This is a genomic window from Microbacterium sp. LWH7-1.2 (assembly GCF_038397755.1).
Classification (GTDB): domain Bacteria; phylum Actinomycetota; class Actinomycetes; order Actinomycetales; family Microbacteriaceae; genus Microbacterium.
In genome coordinates, this window is the sequence record NZ_CP151637.1 from 2,240,942 (window position 1) to 2,264,146 (window position 23,205).

The window sequence follows — 23,205 nt, forward strand, 5'->3', positions numbered from 1 at the left end:
GGTGACAGCGTCGTGGTCTCCCCCGCGGCATCCGGATCTTTCGATTCGTGACGCTGCGGGCTCACGCTGACCCACCGACGCGCCAGAATGACTGTCGCGCTTTCGTTGGTGGGTATGCCGTGGGGGTGGCCTGTTCGCAGGCCGTTCCCTGAGATGCGGCGCTCGCACCGGTTCCCGCACCAAGGCACGGTCGACGGCGCGCGTGAGCGCACACCCGATCCATGATACGTGGGTTTCGGGGGTCGGGCAAACGCGGAAGCACGTCGCGGGCCCGACCGACGCACGACACGCCGCAGCACGCCCCAGATCGCCGTCGGGCGTATCCCTCAGCCGGTCGTCAGCAGCGCGACCAGCGCCACCACGGCGACGATGACGAGGACGGATGCTGCGGACACGACCGCGATCGTCTGGCGCCGGCGGCGACGCCTGCGGGCCTGATCGGCGGCCGCCGTGTCGACGTGGTCCTGCGGCGCACGGCGGGCCGGCTCGGCGCGCACCGCGGTGACCGGAGGGACGTCGCGCGCCCGGTAGGCGGCGACTGCCGAGGTGGGTGAAGAGGCGACCCGGCCGAGCGCCGCGGATGTCCGGGCGGCGGGCTCTGGGGTGAGGGGTGCCGGCGACGGAGTGCGCCTCGAGGCTGCGGGGGCGTCCCGCGGCTCGCGTGCCGGCGGATGCGCGGTCCGTCGGGGGCCCGCGGGTGCCGACTCGGTCGCCGCCTGCGTGGCCAGGCCGGAGTCGGACGGGACCGCCGACCCGGCCGAGATCACGGTGTCGTCTGCCGCGTCGGCCTCGGCCGAGGCGCGCCGCGACGGCAGGGTCCGGTCGTCGAGCGGGTCCTCGCGCTCCGGCGTCGACGCCTGACCCCTCCGCAGGGAGAGCGCCGTGCGCTCGTCGTCGGGATCGATCACCCGTCGCTCCGCCGCAGCCGGACCTCGGCGTCGCCCAGCAGGAACCGGTCGCCGGCCTCGACCTCGACGCCCGCAGGAGCCTCGACCTCGGTGCCCATCACGGTGGCGAACAGGACGCCGTTGGTGGAGTCGAGGTCCGTCACGTACCACTTGTCGCCGCGCAGCTCGAGACGTGCATGCGTCTTGGACACCGTGCCGTCCTGGATCGAGACCAGCTGAGCGCTCGGGTGATCCGGGTCGGCGGCGGGGCGGCGGCCCAGGATGACCACCTCCGACGAGAGCGCGACGGGCTCCCCGGTCGGCGGCACGAGCGCCCAGTCCGTCCGCTTGCGACGGGCGATGATCGTCTCTTCGAGGATGTCCTGCTCGTCGGGGATCTCGGGCTTGGTGTGGAACGCCGACACCGACGACCGCGCCGAGCGCGGGGACCCGGCATCGGGCGCGCCGTGGATCGCCGACACCGGGCCGGAGGTCTCGGGAAAGGCTTCGGCCTCGCTCATCGGTGAGCGCGCCGGGGCCCACGGCTCGTGGTCCTCGTCCGACGACGGGGCGGCCGGCACGCGCGTGACCGGCGGTCGGGTGATGCCCTCCTCGCCCGTCGTCGCCGCCTCAGGCGCCGTGAACGGGTCCGCGGCGCTGCGCGAGGGACCGGTGGGCGCGGGCGTCGCTGCCGCGGACGGTATGGACGCGAGCGGGGTCGCGGGCACCGCGGAGATCGGCGCGGGAGCACCGGGCACGGCACCGGTGACCTCGGCGCTCAGGTCGATGCCGTCGAGCGCGAATCCCTGCCACCGGTCCGCGTCGCCGGAACCGTTCCCGCCCACCTCGGCCGGCGTCGCGGAGACGGGGCGACCGGGCAGGGGCGGGGGCGTCCAGCCCGCGGCGGGCGGCGCGACATCCGCCCCGGAAGACACCACGGATGCCGCGGGGGCGGGCGCAGCGGAAGCACCGGGCACGGCAGGCGCTGGCGGCGCGGCAGGCGCGGGCACCGTCGCGTGCAGGGCGGCAGGGCCCGGCGCGGGCGGAGCGTAGGCGGACGGCGCGAACCCTGCGCCCGCACTCGTCGGCGCAGGGACCGCCGGCGGGGCGGGATACGCCGCCGGCGCACCGCTCAGCGCACCCGGTGCGGAGAACGACGGAAGCGGAGGGAGCTCGGCGTCGCCCGCGGTGCGGCGCACGCCGGCGCCGAAGGGGGCGCGGGTGGCGGCATCCGTCTCCCGTCCGACCCAGCGCGCACTCCCCCAGCCGACGATCGACGCCCACACAGGGAACAGCAGGAAGCCGAGGACGGTCATGCCGGCGCCGAAGCCGAAGGCGGCGTTCAACCGGAACAGTGCGATCGCCCAGACGACGAGGAACGCGATGTTGACGAACGGGACGAAGGCGAGGATCACGAGCCACGGCGAGAGCCCGGCGAGGCGGAGCAGCACGATGGTGTTGAGGATCGGCACCCAGGCCTGCCAGGCCTCGACTCCGGACTTGCGGAAGACCGCCGAGAGCGCGAGCGCGGTCCAGATGTAGAGACCGGCGAACAGGAGCAGGCTGATCAGGGTGCCGACGACGGCTGCGGTGGCATCTGTGGCGTTCATGGCATGGGACGCACGGGCTGTGCCCGTCGTCTCCCCCTCTCGGCGAATCGCGTGCGGCCGCCCGGTGGGGGCGGCATCGGACCGAACAACGATCTCAACGATACGGTCGCGAGCGCCCCACGCCAGAACCCTCGTTCGCGTCGCAGGGCGCGCCGCTCCGCGTCCACGGCCTCCCAGTAGCGCTTCGCCTCGTCGGCGGAGAGGTCCGCGTGCGCGAAGACGGCGCGGTCGGCGCCCTGCGCGAGGGCGGCCCCGGCGGGGGTCGCGAAGGCGGTGGCGAGCTCTGAGCGTGTGGAGGTGCGTGATGCGGCACGGCCGCTGTCGAGCGCCGCGTCGACGTACTCGTCCCACCCGCCCGCGATGCGGGTCTCGGGTGTGCCGGTGCGGCGACGGCCGCGGCGGCGTGCGGCCTTCGTGCCGATCACGATGAGGAACGGGCCGAGCGCGAGCACGAGCACCAGGAACGCGACGCCGCCGATCCGCAGCATCGGCCAGAGCCATGCCAGGTCGGCTCCCGCGTCTTCGTCGGCGGGGCGGTCCGCGGCGGTGTCCTCCTGGGCGGGGTCGGGCGGCACGACCTCCTCGACCGACTCGGGGCGCACCTCCGTGACGTTCTCGGGGTCGCGCTGCTCGGTCGTGTCCAGGCTCGGCGACTGCGCGTGCTGTGGCGTCACGTCGATGGCGACCCAGTCGCCGGCTGCCGACTGCACCTCCGTCCACGCGGTGAGGTCCTGTGCGCGGCAGGCGCCCTCGTCGCACGTCGCAAGGTCCGGCTCCGTCGCGCTCAGCCGCGCGCCCAGAACCACCCGGGACGGGAATCCGAGCTCGCGGGCAATGAGGGCCACCGCGACCGCGAACTGCTCGTCGTCGCCGATGGCGGCGACGTAGTTGCCGGAGGCGACGGCCCGGGGGTCCGTCTCGCGTTCGAGCAGGCGCGCGAACATCGTGTCGACGCGGGCGAGCGAGTGGCCCGAGGCGCTGGGCTGGAACGCGTAGTCCGGCAGGGCGGCCGCCCATGCCGGCTCCTGCTCGTCCGCGGCGAGACCGTGGCTGAGGTAGCCGCGCTCGCGGAGCATCGCGACCACGCCTTCGAGGGCGGGGCCGCCTGACCCGACGGCGTGCTCGTCCAGCCACGTGCGGAGGCTGTCGGGCGCGGCGACGCCGCCCGGGCTGCCGGGGGCCTCCAGCTCCGCGAGCACCTGGGCGGCGGGCTCGACGCCGCGTACGACGAATGCGTCGCCCGACGCGAACCCTCCCCCGGCCGTCTGCACCGCCGCCGACGCGGCGGCGTTGTAGTAGAACTTGTCGGCGAGTGATGCGGCACGGTCCCCGTCGAACGCGACCGCCTCGAGGTGGCCGACGGTCGGCATCCAGATCCCGTCCCACGCGTCGATCTCGATGCGCGCCGCGACCGGCGTGCCCTCGCCGGCGTCGAGCGCCGACGGCACGCGGACGAACCGACCGGCGTCGACGGCGCCTTCGCCGCCCGAGCGGAACACCTCTCCGTCGTAGGCGTCGAGGGTCGCGAGCCGCACCCGCTGGGGGAGCGTGTCCACGACGCCGTCGATCACGACGGGCTCGACCGTGAACAGCACGTCGTCGGCGCGGGCGTCGGCGAACAGCGCACGGTACTGCGACAACGGGCTCACCTCGGCCGACAGGTCGATGTCAGGGCCGATGGCCGAGCGCAGCACCTCGCGCTCGGCGCCGCGGGCGGCGAAGGGAACGATCGCCACGGCCAGCACGAGAGCCACCGCCACCATGCCCGCGCCGAGGGCGGTGCGACGGCGGTCGGCCGCGGAAGGGCGGCGCGAGATGCGGACGCCGCTGGATGCCGCGGCCCGCTGCAGCGCGCGGATGCGCTCGTCGTGCGTGCGCCAGGCCAGCCACAGCAAGCACGCCACGAGTCCCGCAACACCGACCGCGGTCTCGACGGGCGCGTAGAGGAACATCGGCCCGAGCTCGAGCGGGGAGCTCACGGTGGTGCGACCGAAGAAGAGCCCGAACGTCACCATGCCGAGCGCCACCGGCACCGCGGCGTAGGCGGCGCGATCCTCCCGCCACGCGAGGAGCAGCACGGCGCAGGTGCCGACGAGGAAGACGACGAGCGCGGGCACGAGGAGGTTGCGGTACGACCCGACCGGCAGCTCGACGGTGACGAGATCCTTCCAGCCGAGCACCAGCCCGCTCGCCAGCTCGCCGAGGCCTCGCACGAGGTCGTCCGGTGAGCCGAGGCGGGAGGGCACCGCGAGGGGCACGCCGACGACGAGGGTCGCGAGGGCCAGCACCCCGGCGACCGCCCACCCGCGCCAGCGCCGCCACCACGCCAGGGCGGCGATCCCGCCACCCACGAGGGTGCCGACGACGACCAGGAGCGCGAAGGTGCCCGAGCGGTAGATGGGCCACGCGGCGACGGCCGCGACGACGGCGATCACGGCCGCGAAAGCCACTCCGACCCACACGCGGGCGACGAGCCGCGGTGCGCGCAGACTCGGAGTCTCGGCCGCGCCCCGGGGCGCAGCATCCATCCGCCCCATCATCGGGATCTGCCCGCTCACGACGCCGCTCCCCGCAGCAGGAGGCCGGAGAGGTCTTCGAGGGTTCCGACGGTGAGCACCGTCATGCCCGACAGCGGCTGCATGCGCGGGTGGGCGCGCTCGTCGCAGATGACGGCGACCACCGCGGTGTCGGACGGGAATGCGAGGGCGGCCTGCTGCAGCCTCGTGAGCGGCACGCGGGAGCCGACCACGACGAACGCGATCGAGAGCCGCTCGCCCGACTCTGCCGCGAGGCGGCACACCTCGCCGACCGGCATCGTGCCCTCGAGCAGATCGACGCCGCTGAAGCCGTCCAGCATGGGGCGCGGCGCCGCGGCGGGGATGTGGCGGATCGCGCGGAGGCGCCCGCGGACGACGCGGGGGATCTCGGATCCGGTCACGATCTGCACGTCCCGCGCGTCGTGGACGGCGCGCAGCCCCAGCGACGCGGCGCACGACACGGCGAGCTCGAACTCGTCGGCGTCTGCGTACTCCGCATCCCAGGCCGCGAGCACCACGGCCATGCGCGAACGCCGGGACTCCTCGTACTGGCGCACCATGAGGCGCCCGGTCTTGGCCGTCGACCGCCAGTGGATCTGGCGACGCGAATCTCCGGGCGCGTACTCGCGGATGGCGTGGAAGGACATGTCGGCGTCGACCAGGCGGCGGGTGGGCGCGCCCTCGAGATCGCGGATGAGCCCCGCGCTCGTCGACGGCAGCGAGACCGTGCGGGGGTGGACGTAGAGGTCGTGCACGTCGGGGAACGAGTGCTCGCGCCGCAGCATCCCGATCGGATCGCTGCGCACCGTGGTCGCGGGGCCGACCGTCACGATGCCGCGCTTGAGGCCGGGGATGTCGAGCGGCTGCTGGGCCGCGTGGCCGGGACGCAGCAGCGGAACGCCGAACTCCACCAGCCCGGCCCCGACCGGGATGTCGATGCGGCCGGGCAGGGCCGTGCGGTGGCCGTCGTTGCGCACGTCGATGCGGCCGGTGACGCCCTCGCCCGCGACGATCCGCTCGTGCGTGAGCGACAGGTCGACGTCGTACGCGCGGGCGCCGAAGAGGAACGGCACGGCGGCGACGAGGAGGACGACGGATGCTGCACCCGCGACCATGAACTCCACCCAGCCGAACACGATCCCGAGCACGAGCCCCACGGTCGCCGCGACGGCCACCAGGGCCCCGGCCGGCCGGATCGCCTCGGCGGCCCACGCGGCCGCGGTGGTGATGCCCGAGCCCGCCGCCCGCCACACACGCGTCCACCACACGGCCACGCGCACGAACGCGCGACCGCTGCGCGACTCGCCGACACTCGTGGCCGTGGCGGTCACGTGCGTGCGGCCGGTCGTGCCGGTGGCCTGGACGGTGCGCGTGATGCGCGGCTCCATCGTGCTGGTGGAACCGCCGCGGCGCTCGGGGCTGCTCATACCGCTTCGCGCCGCGAGGGGGGTGCGACGTCGAGCAGCACCTGCCCGACCACGGTCTCGGGAGTGACGCCGTCGAACTCGGCCTCGGGGTGCAGGATCAGGCGGTGCGACAGCACGGGCACGGCGAGCGTCTTGACGTCGTCGGGGGTCGCGTACGTGCGGCCCTGCGAGGCGGCGCGTGTGCGCGCGGCGCGCGTGAGGGCGAGGGCGCCGCGGATGCTGACGCCCAGACGCACCTCATCGGCCGTGCGCGTGCCGTCGACGAGGCGGGCGATGTAGTCGAGCACGAGCGCGTCGACGTACACGTCGGCGGCGAGATCGGCCATGCCGACGAGCGCCTGGGGCGTGATGATCGGCGTGAGCTCGGCGGTCGCGACGGCCGCCCCGTCCAGGATGCGGACCGTCGCCGCGTGGTCGGGGTAGCCGAGCGAGGTGCGCATCATGAAGCGGTCGAGCTGCGCCTCGGGAAGCCGGTAGGTACCCGCCTGCTCGACCGGGTTCTGCGTCGCGAGCACGAGGAACGGCACCCCGGCTTCGCGCGAGACGCCGTCGATCGTGACGCGCCCCTCCTCCATCACCTCGAGGAGCGCCGACTGCGTCTTCGGGCTCGCGCGGTTGATCTCGTCGGCGAGCACGATGTTCGCGAAGATCGGCCCGGCGTGGAACTCGAAGACGCCCTCCTTCTGGTCGTAGACGCTCAGCCCCGTGATGTCGCTCGGCAGCAGGTCCGGAGTGAACTGGATGCGCGTGTTCGTGCCCTGCACCGACTGCGCCATGGCCCGCGCCAGCGACGTCTTGCCGGTTCCGGGCACGTCCTCGAGGAGCACGTGGCCGTCGCTGAGCATCGCGGTGAGCACGAGCTCGACGACGTGGCGCTTGCCGAGCACGGCGCGCTCGACGTTGTCGGCGATCTGCCCGAACGTCTGCGCGAACCAGTCGGCCTGCTCCTGCGTGATCGTCATGTGGTGTGTCCTTCGTCGTCTGCGGGGATCGTGGGGCGAACGGATGCTGCCGCTCAGGGTGCGGGTGCGGGTGGGGGGTTGCCGTTGTTGGGCTGACACGTGGCCTCGAACGTGGTGCTCACGGGCGACAGGCCCCAGTCCTGCGCGCTCCAGTCGACCGTCACCGCGATGCCCTCCACACGCACCGCGCCGACCGGCACATCCCAGGTGTCCGCGGTGTGCGGGAGCAGACCGTTGTCTTCGTCGTAGTAGCGCAGGCCGGAGTTGCCGAACGTGAACACTGCGGAGGAGCCGTTCGGGGCGTTCGACGACTGGCCGCGGTAGGCGAGCGCGCTGCCGCCGACGCACGAAGTGACCGTCCAGTTCGCCTGCACCTGGTAGGGGGCGCTGCCCGAGCGCGGAGTCACGGTGGACCACGCGGTCGCCGTGCCCCAGAAGTCGTGCACGTACCGCACCTGGATGCCGGGGTCCTGGCCGAACACCGTGCTGCCCGGGCCCCAGCCCTGGAACTCGGCGTGGTTGCGGTTGGGGAGCCGCTCGGTCGAGGTCGGGTTCTCGCGGATCACCCAGTCGGCGCGCTGCGCCTGCACATTCGGCGTGCCGTCGACGGCGAACGTCCAGCCCTGTGGGGCTCTGCCCGACTGATGGGCGCGGACGGTCGCGGTCGCCTCGGTGCGACCGAACGACTCGCCGTCCCACAACGACTCGACGCACATCCGGAACGCGTACTCCTCGCCGTCCTCCAGTCCGGGGAAGGCGGCCGTCTCGCCGCCGTCGATGACCCTGCAGCGATCACCGTCCTGCACGATCCCGTAACGGAGGGTCGATCCGTCGCCGTTGAGCAGAGCCGACCCGCGCGCCGTGACCGTCGCGGTGCCGTCCCCGTTCGACACCGCGCTGAGCGTCAGCTGCGGCGACAGCGGGCTGCCGATGCCGTTGGTCTGCACCGTTGCGGCCGCCCCCGACGCACTGCCTCCGAGTCCGGGGGGCAGTGCGAAGCGCGAGTACGGGGTGATGGTCACGATCGTGCCTGTGTTGCTGCCCACGCGGAACGAGGGCACCTCGAGGCGGGTCTGGTTGCGGCCCACAGGCACGCGCACAGTCTCGCCCGCGGGACTCGCGATCTCGAGGCTGCCGGTCTCGCCGGCCTCGATCCCGTCGATGACCAGCGACACGATGCCGCCCGTCCCGTCACCGGTCACGACGGGAGCCGCGGTCACGCTCGTCGGTGGAAGGGGCGCGTCGTACGCCCACGCGACGGTGCGCACGCCGGCCCGGGACTCGCCTACCGCGTTGACGGCCCACGCGTCGTAGGTCCGCTGCTCACCGTTGGGAGCGGGGATCGGGGGGCACGCGCCGTCCGCAGTGCACCGCGCGACCTCCTGCCCGCCGGCGCGGACGACGAAGCCCGTGAGCCCCGGGTAGGCCAGTCGCGCCTCTCCCGGATCGACCCGAAGAGTCACGGTGCCGTCGGCGTATGCCGTCTGCGTCATACTCGCGGGCGCCTTGGGGTAGCCGAGCAGGTCGAGCAGCACGCGGCCGTCGCGTTCCGCGTTCGTCACGCGGCCCTGGGCGTCGCGCACCGAGAACGTGGCGGTGCACGTCGCGCCCGGGGCATCCGTCGTCCAGCTCGCCGTGATCGACGTCGGCGACGCCACGTGGAAGCTCACCCCGGCGCACGCGCCCGTCGGGCGCGTGGCGACGACCTCGAGCGGCGTGCGGGGCAGCGGATTGACCTCGCCGCCCGGGCCGATCACGGGGATCGTGCACGACGATCCGGCGGCCTGCGAGCACTGCTGCACGACGGAGCCGCCCTGCGGAAGCGTCGAGGGCGCCGCGCCGACGCGGAGGATGAGACGTGCCGGGGTCACCGACGGATGGCTCGTGACGGAGACGAGCACGGCCTCCTCGGAGCCGGGGACCGCGCGGTCCGCGCCCGTCACGGTCACGACGGAGCCCTCCTGGGTGACCTCGAACGCTGTACCGGAGTGCTCGGTGACGTAGACGATGCCGTCCCAGTCGGGGCGCAGCTGCCACGTGGTCATGTTCGCCAGGTCGAAGGTCGCGGTCTCGCCGGGTCCGACGGTGATGGATCCCGGCCGCAGCTCGGGCTGCGGGTCGCGCGGGCGCACCACGATCGGCACCGACAGGTAGGTCCATGCCTCCTGACCTGCCAGCCGCACGGGCACCTGGCAGGCATCGACCCAGGGCGCGCCGGAGCCCGCGTCGTAGCGCACGACGGTGCCCGACTCAACCGTGCAGGATGCCTCGGTGCGCGCGCCCGATGACCGCACGTCATCGCCCAGCTCGACGACCGCGCCGCGCGGGCGCGCGACGAGGCCCGCCATGTCGAAGGTGGTGGACTCGAGCTCGGTGACCTCGGGCGACGCCGCGTTCGCGCGCAGCGTCAGGGCCAGGTCGTCATCGCCCGGCACACGGAGGAAGCCGTAGGACGTGACCTCGCCCGCGGCGCTGTCGCCGGTGACGGCGAACGGGATGAGCTGTGTGGTCTCGGGCAGCGCCCCGCGCAGTCGCGAACCCTGCACCGAGACGCCGTCGGGGTCGCCCCACAGCGACAGCTCGAGGTCGTCCACATCGCCGCCCGACCACGTGACCTTGCCGGCCAGCACGTCGACGCCGCGCGGGAAGTCCTCACGGGTCTCGACCGTGAGGCTGGTGTCGGCGACGACCGGGAAGTCGGGCACGCTCTCGCGCACGACACGGACGACGATGAGGCCCCGGCCGGTGTTGCCCGACGACGATTCGACGTCGTAGAGGAACGACATCGTGCCGGGGTCGTCGCCCGCCGCGATCCGGACCGTCGTGTCGTCCGCCCCGACGATCTGATCGTGCTGCCGCGCGTGCTCGGGGTTGTCGCTGCCGTCGACGAGCGTCGCCGGCACGTCGGGGCGGATGTCGGTGATCCGCAGCTCGCCGAGGGTGGGGTCGACGTCGTTGGAGAGCGGGCTGACCCGGATCGTGTTGCCCTCGCCCGCCTGCACCTGGACGTAGTCGGTGAACGTGACCGGGCTCGGGTTCGCCTGGTTGTCGAGAACCCCGACGCGCACGGTTCCATCCGCCGTCGCACCGAACGCGTCGACCACGCGGTAGCGGAACGACACCTGGCCGCTGTCGCCGGGCACGCTCGTGTACAGGATCGCTCCGCCGTCGGCCGTGATGGTGGCCGCGCCCCGCTCGGGTTGCTCGACGATGCGGTCCAGGGTCACGACATCGCCGTCGGGGTCGGTGCCGAAATCGTCGAACTCGATGAGCGACGACTGCCCGCTGAGCACGCGGCCCTCGAGAGTGTCGGCCGTGGGGGCGCGATTGGCCTCGGCATCGATCACCGTCACGCGCACCGTCGCGGTGTCGGCGAGCGCCGGAGCACCGGTCGTGAACACGGAGTACTCGATCGCGTACTCGCCCGGCTCGCCCGGCGCGAGGTACCGCAGCAGGTCGCCCGACGCGAAGGCCAGCGCGGCCTCCGACGAGGAGCGGACCGACGCCGGGTTCAGCGTCGGGCGGCCGCCGGCCGGCGAGATGTCGTTGTCGAGCACGGGGATGTCGATCTGGGCGCCCGCGCGCACCATCACCGAGTCGTCCACGGCGATCGGGGCGAGTTCGGGCGCGGGCGGCAGCAGGTACACCGTCGCCTCGCCCTCGACGCTCGCGCCGGCGTCCTCGGTGCCGTCGCTCACCACGTACGAGACGGTGCCGAGACGGCCGGCGGCGCCGTCCGCCGTCGTGCCCGACACCCGGAGGTGGTTCTGCCCCACCGCATCGACCGACAGCGTCGCCCCGCCATCCGCCCGCGCGACGACGTCGCTGAGAAGCAGCACGCGGCGCGTCGGGTTCGAGACGGCGTCGAAGATCTCGAGGGTCGCGTCCTGCTGCGGGTGCACGAACGCCACCACCGGCGAGGTCGCCAGCTGGGCCGGCGCGTCGGTCGGCAGCAGCGTGATGCGGGCCGTGCCGGTCGCCTCGCCGACGCCGTCGGTCACCGTGAAGTCGACGCGGAACGTGCCCGGGTTCTCGGCCGCGAAGTCGAAAGAGGTGGAGCGGCTCACGGCCGTCGCGGTGGCGGCCGCGTCGTCGAGCACGCGCACCGATTCCAGCGACAACGTGCCGGCGGTGCCTGTGACGTGGTCCGCGACGTCGACCGTGATGCCGGACGCGATGGTGTCGGTCACGGCGAACGACTGCGCCGCGAGCTGCGGCTGCGGCGACACCTTCACCACGAGCTGCTTCACCGTCGCCTCGCCCTGGGTGTCGGCGACCGTCACCTCGAGCTCGACGAGCTGCTCGCCGCCGCCGCCCGCGTCGTCGTGCTGGTAGACGACGTCGCCGCCGGGGGTCGCCGCGACACTGCCGATGCCGCTCGTGTTCTCGACCGACATGAGGAGGAGGGGGTCGCCCTCGGGATCGACCCAGCCCGGCAGCACCGGCACGGTCACCGTGCCGCCGCGCGCGACCTCGGGCTGCGGCCATTCGACGAGGCACCGCTCGACACCGCACCATTCCGGCGCCGAGTCGGCCGCGGCATCCGCCACCGTGACGGTGACAGTCGTCGACTCGGACGTCAGTCCGTTCGCCACGGTGCCGTCGGTGACCGCGTAGGAGAACGTCGCCGATCCCGCGGCGCCGGGCTGCACGCGGATGGCGAGGCGCTGATCGTCGTCGGTGACCGACACGGTGCCGAACGCGGGGTCGAGGCCGGCGACCGACGCGGGGTCGATCGTGAGCACGTCCTCGTTCGGGTCGTGGTCGTTCATCAGCACGGGCAGCGAGGCGAGTGCGCCGGCCCGCACGCCGAACGCGTCCGGCTCGGCGATCGGCGGCTTCGGGTCGAGCACGACCTGCAGCTGTTCTTCGCTCGGCACCGCGTCGGGGTCGGTGCGGTCGTCGAGGCTCCAGTCCTGGCTCGAGGGGATCAGCGCACCGTCCGGCACCGACCACGCCCACCCGGAACGGGTGTCGTTGAGGATGACCGAGGAGTCGCTCGCGACGAACAGGGGGCGCTGCTGGTCGCCGATCGCCTGGTCGCCGTAGTCGAGCCGCGCGGTGGTGCCGCTCGAGCGCCACAGCAGGCCGCCCGCGTCACCCTGACCGAGCCATGCGGCGTAGGTCTCGCCGTCGTGCGCGATCGGCTGCGCGGGGGTGCCGAGCACCGTGCCGTCACCGCCTACCGGCGTCTGCATCGCCGACCCGTCGACGGGCACCCGCACCAGGCCGGTGTCGTCGGCGAGGTAGAGGTCGGTGCCACTCGCGTCCGGTGCGCCGACGACCGCCGGACCCGTCGTCGGCGCCTGGGCCGCGGCATCCCGCCCTCGCAGCCATACCTCGCCGTCCTCGGTGTCGACCACAGCCCACGTGTCGCCGGCCGCGGTGATGGCCGGCGCCTCGAGCCCGTCGGCATCGAGCGCGTCGCGGCCGCGCACCTCGCCGCCCGGGATGTCGTAGCGCAGCACCGAGTCGTCGGCGGCCGAGTAGGCGAACAGCATTCCGCGGTCGTCGACGGCGATGGCCTCGGCGGTGTACTGCGGGGTGTCGTCGTCGTCAGCACCGAACGGGTCGAGCTGCGACGACGTGCCGCTGGAGAGACGCCCCGCGTACACGGCGCCCGAATCGGTGAGGTACGCGACCCAGTCCCCGGCCGTCACGACCTCCGTGGTGCCTGACGGGGTCTTCTGCGAGGACTTCAGCGCCTCCTCGTCGAGGTCGGCGGGCATCGCGGCGTCGATGCGCGTGAGCGTCGAGTAGCTGTCGCTGAAGAGGTACGCGGCATCCCCCGTCTGCACCACCTGGTCGGGGTTGCTGATGCTGCGGACAGTGTCGAGCTCGCCGACGGACGTGTTCACGCGGGCGTAGCGGCGGCCGTCGCCGGTCTGCAGCGCCCACACCGCAGTGTCGACGTCCGGGGTCTCCTGCGCGTCGAGGCCCGGCCACACGATGCTGACGCCGATGACCGTCGCCGCCACCGCCCCGGCGGCGACGAGGCCGGTGATCGCGCCGCGTCGCATCAGAGCACCCCCGCGGCCATCAGCGCCACGACGACCGCGCCGGCCCCGGCGACGACCCCCGCTCCGATGCCGATGGCCCAGGGCAGCACGGCCCGACCGCGGCGGCGGGCGGGCGCGGAGATGTCGGTGTCCTCGTCACGGGCGAGCTGCGCGACGCCGGTGCCGGCGCGCGCCTTGCGGGTGAGATCGCGCTCCACGTGCGAACGCGCGGGCCCCCGCAGCGCCGAATCCGCGAAATCGACGGGAGCGGATGCGGGAGACCACTCCTCGTCCGGAATCTCGAGCGGCGTCGGCGAGAGACCGAGCCCCGACTGCGCGTCGCGCAGCGCTTCGCCGAAGGCACGGGCGGAGTCGTAGCGGCGACCGGGGTCGCGGCTCATCGCGGTCGCGAGCACGGCCTGCAGCGACGCCGGGACGTCGGCCCGCGGGATCTCGACGTAGGTGGCGCGCGCGATGCGCTTGCGCAGCAGGTCCTTGGTGTTCTGGCCGCGCTCGCGGCGCTCGAACGGGCTGTGGCCGGCCAGCAGCGAGTACACCGTGGCACCGAGGCTCCACACCTCGCTCGTCACCGTGCCGCTCGTCTGCTCGGCGACGACCTCGGGAGCGCTCCACGGGATGGACATGGCCAGCACCTCGCCGCCGCTCTTGCGCTGCAGCGAGGCCGAGATGCCGAAGTCGGCGAGCACCGGGGTGCCGAAGGTGGTGATGAGGATGTTGCTGGGCTTCACGTCGCGGTGGATGAGGCCGGCGCGGTGCGCGGACTCGAGCGCGCTCGCCATGCGCACGCCGATGGCGAGCACCTCCTCGACGGGGATGCGCTCGACTCGGTAGCGCTGCGCCAGAGAGCCGGGGCAGTACTCCATGACGATGTACGGGCGGCCGTCGGCCGAGATGCTCGCCTGGTAGACCGTCACGATCGAGGGGTGTGCCGACAGGTGTGCCAGCACGTCGGCCTCGGCGTTGAACATGCGCCGAAGCTCCGGGTCGCGCACGTCGCTCGGCATGACCTTCACCGCGACGTTGCGACGTGGCATGTCCTGCTCGTAGAGGAAGACGTCGGCGAACCCGCCCGAGCCGAGCGGGCGGATGTAGGCGAGTCCCGGAAGGATCGGGGGCGCCGAGGGAAGCCGCGTGGCCACTTCACCTCCTGCGCCGCGTCGCCGGTGTCGAGCGGCGAATCCAGCAAGCCAGGCCATGCTAACAATACGGCCGGAAACGCCGTGCGACCTGGATGCGGCGTGTGGACAGTTGCGTGCCACCACGCGTGCGGTGCGCCCGCTACACTGACCGCAGCAGCACCGTACCGTCGAGCTGGAGGTCGGCGGCACCGGGGCTCCTTCCGGAAGGGGCCGGTCGGATGGCGTTCGAGATCAGCACGGCCAAGGTGAACATCACGCCGCCGCCGGGGATGAACCCCTACATCGGCGGCTACGGAGTGCAGTCCCATCCGCGCATGGTCACCCGCGATGCACCGCACGACGCGCCGCTGTACGCGCGGTGCGTGATCCTCTGGGACGGCGGCAGCCCCAACGCCATCGTCACCCTCGATGTGCTGGGGATCCCGCGCTCGGTCCACCGCGCGGTCCGGCCGAGGCTGGTGGCGCTGGCGAACTGGGCATCGTCCGACATCGTGCTCACCGCGACGCACACGCACAACGGCCCCGTCATCGGGGAGTCGCTGGACCCGTACATCGCATACGGCCTCACGAACCTCGATCCGATCGAGACGTACACGGAGTGGCTCCAGGACAAGATCGTCGCCGTCGTGACCATGTCACTCGGAGCCGCCAAGACCACCGTCACGCTGGATTACCGCGTGACGGCGGCGACCTTCTCACAGAATCGCGCTGGGCTGCCCTACAACGAGACGGCGGTCCCGATCATCACGGCGCGAGCCGCCAACGGGTCACGCAAGGCCGTGATCTTCAGCTACGGCTGCCACCCCGTAAGCGCGGGCTGGCAGGAGGAGTGGGACGGCGACTGGCCCGGAGGCGCCTGTGCGGCCGTCGAGAGCGCCACCGGAGCGTTCGCCCTCTTCCTGCCGGGCCCGGCGGGCGACCAGGATCCCGTCGGCGCCCGGAGCTGGGCGCTGCGTGACGCGCACTCCGCCCAGCTCGGCTCGGCGGTGGTGACCGCTTCGGCCACGCCGGGGCGTCAGCTGAGCGGCCCGCTGTACACCTCGTTGCGCGATGTGGTCCTGCCGTTGGACATCACTGCCACTCCGGCGAACCTCGCCGTCGTCCGCTCGGTGTTCGTGACGCGTATGAGCAATCCGCAGGGATTCCCCGCGTGGTACCCGCGACATGCCGAATCGATGATCTCGCGCATCGACAGCGGCGACTTCGACACCGCGGTCGTCAATCCCTCGCAGGTCTGGCAGATCGGCGGCAGCCCTGCGCTCCGGATGGCGTTCGTCGGCGGCGAGCTCGTCAGCGGCTACGCCGTCTACTTCCGTGCCCGTTACGGCGGCGCCAACGGCCTCTACATCGGCGGCTACGCGAACGAGGTGACCTGCTACGTGCCCGCCAACAACCTGCTCCCGCCGCTCGCACCGCCGTGGGGCAGCTACGAGGGGGGCTGGGATGCCGACTCCTCCGGCGTGGCGGGGGGCAGCATGACCGTCTACCCGCAGATCGCGCATTTCAGGGCAGGCGCCTCCGGCGTCGAAGCGGCCACCATCTCGGCACTCGTGTCCCAGCTGGCGTGAGCCCGATACCGGAGCGCCCGCTGCGAATACTTCTCAGGGGCTCCCTGTCAGCCACGCCCGGAACAGATCCGCTTGTGGAGCCTCGGGCGCCAGCGCCAACGAGCCGAGCACGACAGGCCGGCCCAGCTGCGCGAGTCGTTCCGCGAGACGCGCCGGGTCCAACCGGGTGCTCGCGGCGAGTGTCAGGAGATACGTCTGCTGCGGGCTCGAGACGTCGCCGCCGGCAGCGCCGACGACATCGACAACGGCCTGCTCCTCAGCCGTGAGCACGAAAGGCCCATCTCCGACATAGGTGACGACGCAGTCGGTGAAGGTCGTGTACCGCGAATTCGCCCAGACCTCCTCGAGGCGGCCGAGCGGCGCGAATTCGGGAACCGGCGTGACGCATTCGAAGCGGAAGCGCGGCGCTGGATCGTCTCCCGCGTTCAGCAGCGAATCGCCCGTCGCGGCCGCGCCGGTAGGCACGGTGAGAAACGAGCCCGGAGCGTGCAGCAGGAGTGCGCTCAGAGAGCCGACGAGAACGACCCCGAGCGCCTCGCGTCGGGTGATCCCGTTCCCTCCCGGTGAATTCATCCTCGACCGCCGGACTGCAGATCCGCGGCCACCAGGTCGGCGTGGGGGGCCTCGGGACACAGCAGGAGCACACCCTCCAGAAGAGATCGCGGCTGTTCCGCGATCCGGTCCGGCGGGATCCGGACGCACGCGGCGAGAACAGCGAGGTATGCGGGCAGCGGATCGGTGTCGCCGTCACCCGCCGCGACGGAGGCGACCGCCTCCTCGTCCGGAGTGAGCTCCACCTCGTCCTCGGCGGTGGCCGCCGTGCAGCTCTCGATCCGGACGTATCCCGGGTCCGACCATGCCTCTTCGAGTCGAGTGAACGTCCGCTCGCCTCCGTCGACGCCCATGCACGAGATCAGGAATCGGCTGCCGTCTCCCTCCGCAGACTCGGAGGGGGCGGCTGACGCCGAAGGCCGCGGGCTCGCCGAGTCCGATCCCGACGGCGCGGGTCCGGCGGGCCCCGCGCATCCGGCCAAAACCGAGAGGAAAGACACGATGATGCCCGCCAGCAGTCCGGTCCGCGCGCGCCCGTTCATCCCAGGACCGCCATTCCGCCCCAACCGGTCCCGACCTGGCGCATGACGCCCCAACCCCCACTGCCGTTGCCGGGGTACAGGAGGAGGTTGCCCGCCGTATCGCGTGCCAGAACGTCGGTCTTTCCGTCGCCGTTCCAGTCACGCGGGCTGAAGACGGCCGTCATGCCGTTCCATCCGCTCCCGACCTGCTTGACCGCCCCCCAGCCGCCGCTTCCGTTGCCCGGGTAGAGCAGGAGCGCGCCGGCCCCGTTGCGCGCGAGCACATCCGACTTGCCGTCGCCGTTCCAGTCACCGGGACTCAGGATGGCGGTCATGACCTGCCACCCCGACCCGACACGGACCGGTCCGCCGATGCCGCCCGCTCCATCTCCAGGGTGAAGGTCAAGGTCGCCGCCCGACGTCCGTGCGAGCAGGTCCGGCTTGCCGTCGCCGTTCCAGTCACCGGGGCTGAGCGCCGCCGTGATCGACGCCCATCCGGTGGCGATGACGATGGGCGCCGCGAAGCCGCCGCTGCCGTCACCCTTGTACAACCGCAGCTCACCGCCAGTGGAGCGCCCGAGCATGTCGGGATAGCCGTCCCCGGACCAGTCTCCCGGCGTCATGATCATGTCGACGTCGGACAGGCCCGTGATCACCCTCGCCCCACTCAGCCACAACCCGGAGCCGTTTCCGCGATACACCCACAGCCCTCCGGACGCGTCGCGAGCAAGGACGTCGTTGAAGCCATCGGCGTTGAAGTCGTGGGGTGCACCCGAGGGCGGCGGCGCCGTTCGGAGCGTGTACGTCTGCGTGGAGACCGCCGACGTGTTGCCGGCCGCATCGACGGCGAAGTACTTCAGGGTCAGATTCGCGGTGAGTGTCAGCGGAGCCGAGTACACCGGGGAGGCGGGCGTGGGGGTACTGCCGTCGCTCGTGAAGTGGATGGTCGCCGGTTCGCTGGCCGTGAGTGAAATCTGCTGACCGGAGGGGAACGCGCCCGCGGCCGGTGACGCGGTCACGGTCGGGGCCGTCGTGTCGGCCACGACGAACTGGAAGGTGCGACTGACGCTGCTCGCATTGCCGACAGCGTCGGACGCTTCCACCGTGAACGTGTGCGCCCCCCCGGCGAGCCCGGTGACGCTCACGGGCGATGTGCACGCCTGGAACGCGACCGCGTCCACGCGGCAGCGGAACGTCGCGGTCGCCCCGCCGGCGTCGAACGCGAACGCAGCAGTGCCGGTGAAAGTACGACCGTCCTCGGACGGCTCGGTGATCCTGGGCGTCGGCGCGGTGAGTTCCACCGTCACGTTCACGCTGGCGGCGCCACTCGTGTTGCCTGCCCGGTCCGTCGCGGTGACCCGGATCGTGTGGGGTCCTTCGGACGCCATGACGAGCGCCTGCCCCGAGGTGCAGACGTCACCCGGGGAGGCAGGCAGGGGATCCACTGCGCAGCGCAGCACCGCGCCGGCTTCCGCCGTGACGGTCAAAGGCACGGTGCGGCCGACGATGGCGTTGTTCGCCGGCGCGATCACGATCGGCTGGGCCGGCGCCACCGTGTCGACGGTGAAGACGCGCTCCACGACGGTGCCCGTGCTGCCGGCGCGCACGCCGAACCGGTGGACTCCGTCGGCCAATGCCCTCGGCGAGGTGACGTCGCCCTTCGCGCAGGCGGCCCAATCCACGTTGTCGAAGGCGCACCGCAGTGCTGCGTCGTTGCTGATGTCGATGCGGAAGGTCGGCGTCGCGTCGTCGGTGAACGCCGGGTCGGCGGATGCTGCACCGCTGGCGGCCGTCGGGCCGGCGGTGATGACGGGAAGGACGTCACCGATCCGGTACGCCGCACCCACCCCCACCTGGGCCGGGTTCTTCACAAGCCCCTCGTCGTCGGCTGCGAGGACGAGGGAGCCACGCGCCGTGATTCCTCCGATGCGGGTGAAGCCGGTCGCCCACTTCGCGATTACTTGTCCGGTCGCCGTGTCCACACGCGAGATCGCATCACCGCCGAGGGCGGTCGCCGACGCGGACCCGGCATACAGCATCCTCGTCGTCTGATCGAAATGGAGGCGCGCCGGTCTGCCGACGGAATACGAGGCGGTCGCTGCGCCGCTGCCGCTACCCGCGGGCGCCGCGAGTTGCGTGAGCGCCGTCGTGTCGGCGACGTAGAGGATCACTCTCCCCGACGAGTCCTTCGGCCCGGCTGCGACCGCCAGCGCCGCCGACGCGGCGGTGAAGCCCACCGTCTCGATCCTCGGCTGCGGGGAAGCCGGGGAGAGGATGCGCACAATGGAACGCGCCCGCGCGAACACGACATAGACGTTCTGATCAGGACCGGTCGACGCTGCGATCGGGCGCACGTCTCGCCCGAACATCGTCAGCCGGTCCGCGTATGCGAAGACGCCGGTCGCCGGGCTCCAGCGCGCACGCACGAGCTTGGCGGACCCCTGGGCGACGTCGGGAATGAGCGCAATCTCGTCACCGCTCGCCGGCGCGCCGTCGGTCGGATCGAGCAATGTGGGGGCACCGGGCAGCGCCGGCCCCTTCCTTCCACTGTCGCCGCCCAAGCAGGTGGTCGGTTCGATCGATCCCGACTCCGTTGCCGACGGCCCGCTGAGACGGCAGAAACCCTTGCGCGCGTCGGAGACCCAGAGCCGGCCGGCGGGGTCGACAAGAATGCCGCCGGTCGCGGTGAGACCTCTATCGGTGACGACACGCGGATCTTCGGCGGATGCGGGGGCGGTGAACCCGAGGACACCCGTGAGCGCCAGACCTGCGAGGGCGATGACCATGAGGGCACGACGGACCATGGGCTGTTGCCGCCCATTCCTCGTCGACGCGCCCGCGAGCGCGGTCGACAATGACCAGTTCCCCACGATGTCCCCAGACAAGTGGCGCCCGCCCCAACGGGACGCCCTTCGACGTGCCCATCGTAGACCTTCGCGCCCCCGCGCGGTGGGTGCGTGGTCAGATCTCGCGCGGATCCTGAGGATCGAACGGTGCGTCGAGCGACTTGGTGAGATCGGCGAGCATCGCCTCGATCTGGGGCTCGACGTACTCGGTCACCGCGGCCTGGATGCGCAGCCGGTGGTGCAGCAGGATCGTGCACACCTCGCGGCCCACCATGTTGGCGTAGTCGTCGGCGAGCCCGACCTCCTGGCGGAGTGCCGCCTTGGCCTCCTCGCTCAGCGGGGGCAGAGCCGGCACGTGCGCGTCGGCCTCCTCGGCGAGCCCCGCGATCGTGAACAGGAAGGGCGCACCCGGCACCGGATCGGGGTCCATGGGCAGCCCCTCGAACTCGGGGTCGAGCCCCTCGCCAGGACGATAGCTGCGCGCGCGGTTGCGGGCGGCCTGCTGGTCGAGCTCGGCCTGCAGCATGGGCAGGTTCAGCGCGGTGTACTCGGCGACGGAGCGGTCGACGATCGTCTTGATCCGGGTCGACAGGCCGTGCTGCACGCCGTGCGGCACATCGGCGCCGAGGCCGGCGGCCGAGAGCACCGGGGACCCGAAGCAGCGGCGGCACGGGGCGGTCCGGCCATGGTGCGTCGCGGGCTCCCATCGGGGCACCCACGCGAGCCAGGCGTCCACCGCCTGGCTGACCTGGGTCTCGAGGGACCGCTCCACGCGTTCCACGCTAGTGCCCGGCATCCGTGCTCGCGCGGATTTCCGGGGAGCCCGGCGCCGCCTGCACCGACGTCACTCGTCGAACTCGTCCTCCCACGGCCACCGCGGGCGGCGGGCGTGGGTGCGCACGAGCGCGATGCCCGACCATGCCGACACGAATGCGGCGGCCGCCACGACGAGCCCGAACCACGTGGTCGCGAGCCGGCCCACCACCGCCGTCGCGACGCCGAGATCGGCGCCGGTGAACACGGCGCCGAACCACACTCCCCCGAGGTACGCGAGGAAGGTGGCGGCGGTCGTCCACGCGGCGCCCCAGTACGACGGATGCTGCGGCCCGGCGCCCGTGATCGGCGCCGCGACCGCCGCAGCCGGGGCGGGGTCTCGCGCGGGAGCGGCAGCATCCGTCCGTCTTCCGGCGCGTGCGATCGCGGCCCACAGGCCGCCGGCGAACGCGAGGGTCGCGCACACGACACCCGCGATCCCGGGGACCTGCCCGAGCCCGCGGGTCGCGATGACGTCCTGCCCCGTCGCCAGGCTGGTCATGCCGAGTCCGAAGATCAGGAGCGCGACGAAGCCCAGCGTCGCGAAGGCCAAGGCGACGGGCGGTCGCACGGGTCCTTGCGACGGCCCATCCGAACCGTCAGCGGCCATGCCGCCAGCCTACGGCGGCCACGGGCGCGAACGGGGGTCACTGCTGGACGAGCTGCGGGCCTGCCTCGAGGGTGCGCTCGTACTCGCGCTGCGCCTCGACGTTGAGCTCGGTGACGCGCTTCGCGCGCGCGGCCGCCCACGCGCCGAACCAGATCGTGAGCTCGCGGCCGATGATGAACGCGGCGATCGCCAGCGGCGCCAGCAGCTCGGCCTCGACGAGCTTCGCGCCCTCGCTGGCGGTGAGGTTCCAGAACGGCGCCTGGAACAGCGCTCCCAGGATGTGTCCGCCGTAGGCGGCGACACCCACGAGGATGCCGAAGATCACCCACGCGCCCCAACGGCCGCGGTTGATGATGGCGCCGAGCAGCCAGAAGCCGATGAAGAACACCACCACAGGCACCCACAGCGACCAGGTCGCGAGAGCCTCGAGGGCGGTCGTCCCGACGTTCTCGCCGGTGACGTCGCCCTTGATCGCGTCGACGCCGAGCCACACCGCCAGGTAGAGCACGGCGAACGCGAGGGCGGCGAGCAGGCCGATCGCTCCGGCGGCGGCGCGGTTGCCCCGCGGACGCGGCGCCTCGGGCGCCTGAACGAAGATCGGCTGCGGGGCGGCCGCGGCGACGACCGCGGGCTCGGCGATGACGGGCTCGCTCGGGGTGACGACCGGTGGCACCACGACGGTGGGCGAGTCGTCAGCGGCGGGGGCCGGGGCCGGGGTCGACGTGTAGTCGAGGGACGCCGCCTCCGGGGAGTCCCACGGGTCGGGCTCGGCGCCGGCCGGCGCCTCGGCGGTGGTCGAGGCGGCGTCGGCGGACGCGTCCGCGCGGGAGGTGTCGGACGTGTCGGCGGCGTCGGCGGAGGTCTCTTCGGGCGGAGTCTCGGTGGCGCCGGCATCACGGCGGGCGGCCTCGGCGTCGGCGAGGCCTTCGTTCGCACGGCCGACCACGTCGTCGACGCCGTGCGGCTCCTCGACGGGCTCGCCATAGGACGACTTGGGGTCACTCATCGCAGGCACTCCTCACGCAGGGCTCATCCCCGCAGAGGCAGAGTAGCCCGCGGTTCCGCGCACACGACGGAGGCGTGCCGGGGAATCCGCGCCCGCCGCACTACCCTGAGCCCATGGCACCACGGGCGTTCCGGCTCGCCGCGGCCGCGGCATCCACCCTCCTCGCACTCGCCGCGCTCACGGCCTGCGCTCCCGACACCCCCTCCGGCGGCGGACTCACCTTCACCCCGACACCGTCGACATCGACGTCTGGCTCCGCGACCCCCACCCCGACGCCGTCGCCGACTGCCCGCGCCGAGATCCCCGACGACTGCCGCGCCATCCTCACCGCCGACGTGCTCGCGCAGCTCGAGGGCGTGCCGCTCAACGACGCCGCCTTCGGCGCCTCCGGACCACTGCCGGACGGCAGCCTGGTGTGCGTGTGGCGCGACCCCGCCGCCGACACGACGGGCCTGGTCACGAAGATCACCTACATGTCGCGGGGGCCCGCGCTCGACATGCTCAACAAGCTCGTGACCGACGAGGGCTACACCTGCTACACCCCCGACGGCGGCACGCGCTGCGAGAAGACGTGGGAGAACGAGACCTACCCGGTCACCGACGGACGCACGCTGTTCTGGCGCGACGACATCCTCATCGACACGCAGTACTCGAACCTCGCGCCCACGGGCTACACCGCTGCCGTCGTGGCGAGCATCTTCGGCTGA

At 72.7% G+C, this 23,205-nt stretch carries 15 protein-coding genes; 2 read left to right on the forward strand and 13 right to left on the reverse strand.

What is annotated here, in order from left to right:
* Positions 1-326: 326 nt before the first annotated feature.
* Genes MRBLWH7_RS10545 through MRBLWH7_RS10575 form a run of 7 tightly spaced genes read right to left on the reverse strand, consistent with a single transcriptional unit; the run spans position 327 to position 14,582 of the window.
* Entirely contained in the window at positions 327-908 is a 582-nt protein-coding gene (locus MRBLWH7_RS10545) for a hypothetical protein (RefSeq protein WP_341994227.1), read from the reverse strand.
* Entirely contained in the window at positions 905-2,497 is a 1,593-nt protein-coding gene (locus MRBLWH7_RS10550; protein WP_341994228.1) for a DUF5684 domain-containing protein, read from the reverse strand. Before MRBLWH7_RS10550 ends, MRBLWH7_RS10545 begins: the two co-directional genes overlap by 4 nt.
* A complete protein-coding gene (locus MRBLWH7_RS10555) occupies positions 2,494-5,055 on the reverse strand; it encodes a transglutaminaseTgpA domain-containing protein (protein WP_341994229.1) in 2,562 nt (853 codons plus the stop codon). Before MRBLWH7_RS10555 ends, MRBLWH7_RS10550 begins: the two co-directional genes overlap by 4 nt.
* On the reverse strand, positions 5,052-6,461 hold the full coding sequence (locus MRBLWH7_RS10560; protein ID WP_341994230.1) for a DUF58 domain-containing protein: 1,410 nt from the start codon (positions 6,459-6,461) through the stop codon (positions 5,052-5,054). Before MRBLWH7_RS10560 ends, MRBLWH7_RS10555 begins: the two co-directional genes overlap by 4 nt.
* The gene (locus MRBLWH7_RS10565; RefSeq protein ID WP_341994231.1) at positions 6,458-7,423 is read right to left on the reverse strand and encodes a MoxR family ATPase; all 966 of its coding nucleotides are present in this window, start codon (positions 7,421-7,423) and stop codon (positions 6,458-6,460) included. Before MRBLWH7_RS10565 ends, MRBLWH7_RS10560 begins: the two co-directional genes overlap by 4 nt.
* Before the next feature lie 53 nt (positions 7,424-7,476).
* Positions 7,477-13,443, reverse strand: a complete 5,967-nt coding sequence (locus MRBLWH7_RS10570) for an Ig-like domain-containing protein (RefSeq protein ID WP_341994232.1) — start codon at positions 13,441-13,443, stop codon at positions 7,477-7,479.
* A complete protein-coding gene (locus MRBLWH7_RS10575) occupies positions 13,443-14,582 on the reverse strand; it encodes a serine/threonine-protein kinase (RefSeq protein WP_341994233.1) in 1,140 nt (379 codons plus the stop codon). The genes MRBLWH7_RS10570 and MRBLWH7_RS10575 overlap by 1 nt, the downstream gene beginning before the upstream one ends.
* 218 nt (positions 14,583-14,800) lie before the next feature.
* On the opposite strand from MRBLWH7_RS10575, the gene MRBLWH7_RS10580 reads away from it, so the two are divergent.
* Complete coding sequence (locus MRBLWH7_RS10580) at positions 14,801-16,150, forward strand: hypothetical protein (protein WP_341994234.1); 1,350 nt, start codon at positions 14,801-14,803, stop codon at positions 16,148-16,150.
* Between the two features lie 33 nt (positions 16,151-16,183).
* Here the strand turns inward: MRBLWH7_RS10580 and MRBLWH7_RS10585 are convergent, their stop codons facing one another.
* The 6 genes from MRBLWH7_RS10585 to MRBLWH7_RS10610 all read right to left on the reverse strand — a co-directional run bounded on the left by MRBLWH7_RS10585 (position 16,184) and on the right by MRBLWH7_RS10610 (position 22,498).
* Positions 16,184-16,723 carry a hypothetical protein gene (locus MRBLWH7_RS10585; protein ID WP_341994235.1) on the reverse strand — a complete coding sequence of 180 codons (540 nt, stop codon included), beginning with the start codon at positions 16,721-16,723 and terminating at the stop codon, positions 16,184-16,186.
* Positions 16,720-17,055: a hypothetical protein gene (locus MRBLWH7_RS10590; protein ID WP_341994236.1), complete on the reverse strand. Its 336-nt coding sequence runs from the start codon at positions 17,053-17,055 to the stop codon at positions 16,720-16,722. Before MRBLWH7_RS10590 ends, MRBLWH7_RS10585 begins: the two co-directional genes overlap by 4 nt.
* Before the next feature lie 185 nt (positions 17,056-17,240).
* Entirely contained in the window at positions 17,241-20,027 is a 2,787-nt protein-coding gene (locus MRBLWH7_RS10595; protein WP_341994237.1) for an FG-GAP-like repeat-containing protein, read from the reverse strand.
* Between the two features lie 157 nt (positions 20,028-20,184).
* Positions 20,185-20,841 carry a spermidine/putrescine ABC transporter substrate-binding protein gene (locus MRBLWH7_RS10600; RefSeq protein WP_341994238.1) on the reverse strand — a complete coding sequence of 219 codons (657 nt, stop codon included), beginning with the start codon at positions 20,839-20,841 and terminating at the stop codon, positions 20,185-20,187.
* A gap of 72 nt (positions 20,842-20,913) precedes the next feature.
* On the reverse strand, positions 20,914-21,492 hold the full coding sequence (locus MRBLWH7_RS10605) for a hypothetical protein (protein ID WP_341994239.1): 579 nt from the start codon (positions 21,490-21,492) through the stop codon (positions 20,914-20,916).
* Between the two features lie 37 nt (positions 21,493-21,529).
* Positions 21,530-22,498 carry an ABC transporter gene (locus MRBLWH7_RS10610; RefSeq protein ID WP_341994240.1) on the reverse strand — a complete coding sequence of 323 codons (969 nt, stop codon included), beginning with the start codon at positions 22,496-22,498 and terminating at the stop codon, positions 21,530-21,532.
* A 113-nt stretch (positions 22,499-22,611) separates the two neighbouring features.
* On the opposite strand from MRBLWH7_RS10610, the gene MRBLWH7_RS10615 reads away from it, so the two are divergent.
* Positions 22,612-23,205, forward strand: a complete 594-nt coding sequence (locus tag MRBLWH7_RS10615; RefSeq protein WP_341994241.1) for a hypothetical protein — start codon at positions 22,612-22,614, stop codon at positions 23,203-23,205.

Coding starts and splice junctions, on each gene's coding strand:
- MRBLWH7_RS10550 (WP_341994228.1), bottom strand. CDS start 2,497: ATGAACGCCACAGATGCCACCGCAGCCGTCGTCGGCACCCTGATCAGC.
- MRBLWH7_RS10560 (WP_341994230.1), bottom strand. CDS start 6,461: ATGAGCAGCCCCGAGCGCCGCGGCGGTTCCACCAGCACGATGGAGCCG.
- MRBLWH7_RS10565 (WP_341994231.1), bottom strand. CDS start 7,423: ATGACGATCACGCAGGAGCAGGCCGACTGGTTCGCGCAGACGTTCGGG.
- MRBLWH7_RS10570 (WP_341994232.1), bottom strand. CDS start 13,443: ATGCGACGCGGCGCGATCACCGGCCTCGTCGCCGCCGGGGCGGTGGCG.
- MRBLWH7_RS10580 (WP_341994234.1), top strand. CDS start 14,801: ATGGCGTTCGAGATCAGCACGGCCAAGGTGAACATCACGCCGCCGCCG.
- MRBLWH7_RS10585 (WP_341994235.1), bottom strand. CDS start 16,723: ATGAATTCACCGGGAGGGAACGGGATCACCCGACGCGAGGCGCTCGGG.
- MRBLWH7_RS10590 (WP_341994236.1), bottom strand. CDS start 17,055: ATGGGCGTCGACGGAGGCGAGCGGACGTTCACTCGACTCGAAGAGGCA.
- MRBLWH7_RS10595 (WP_341994237.1), bottom strand. CDS start 20,027: ATGGTCCGTCGTGCCCTCATGGTCATCGCCCTCGCAGGTCTGGCGCTC.
- MRBLWH7_RS10605 (WP_341994239.1), bottom strand. CDS start 21,492: ATGGCCGCTGACGGTTCGGATGGGCCGTCGCAAGGACCCGTGCGACCG.
- MRBLWH7_RS10610 (WP_341994240.1), bottom strand. CDS start 22,498: ATGAGTGACCCCAAGTCGTCCTATGGCGAGCCCGTCGAGGAGCCGCAC.
- MRBLWH7_RS10615 (WP_341994241.1), top strand. CDS start 22,612: ATGGCACCACGGGCGTTCCGGCTCGCCGCGGCCGCGGCATCCACCCTC.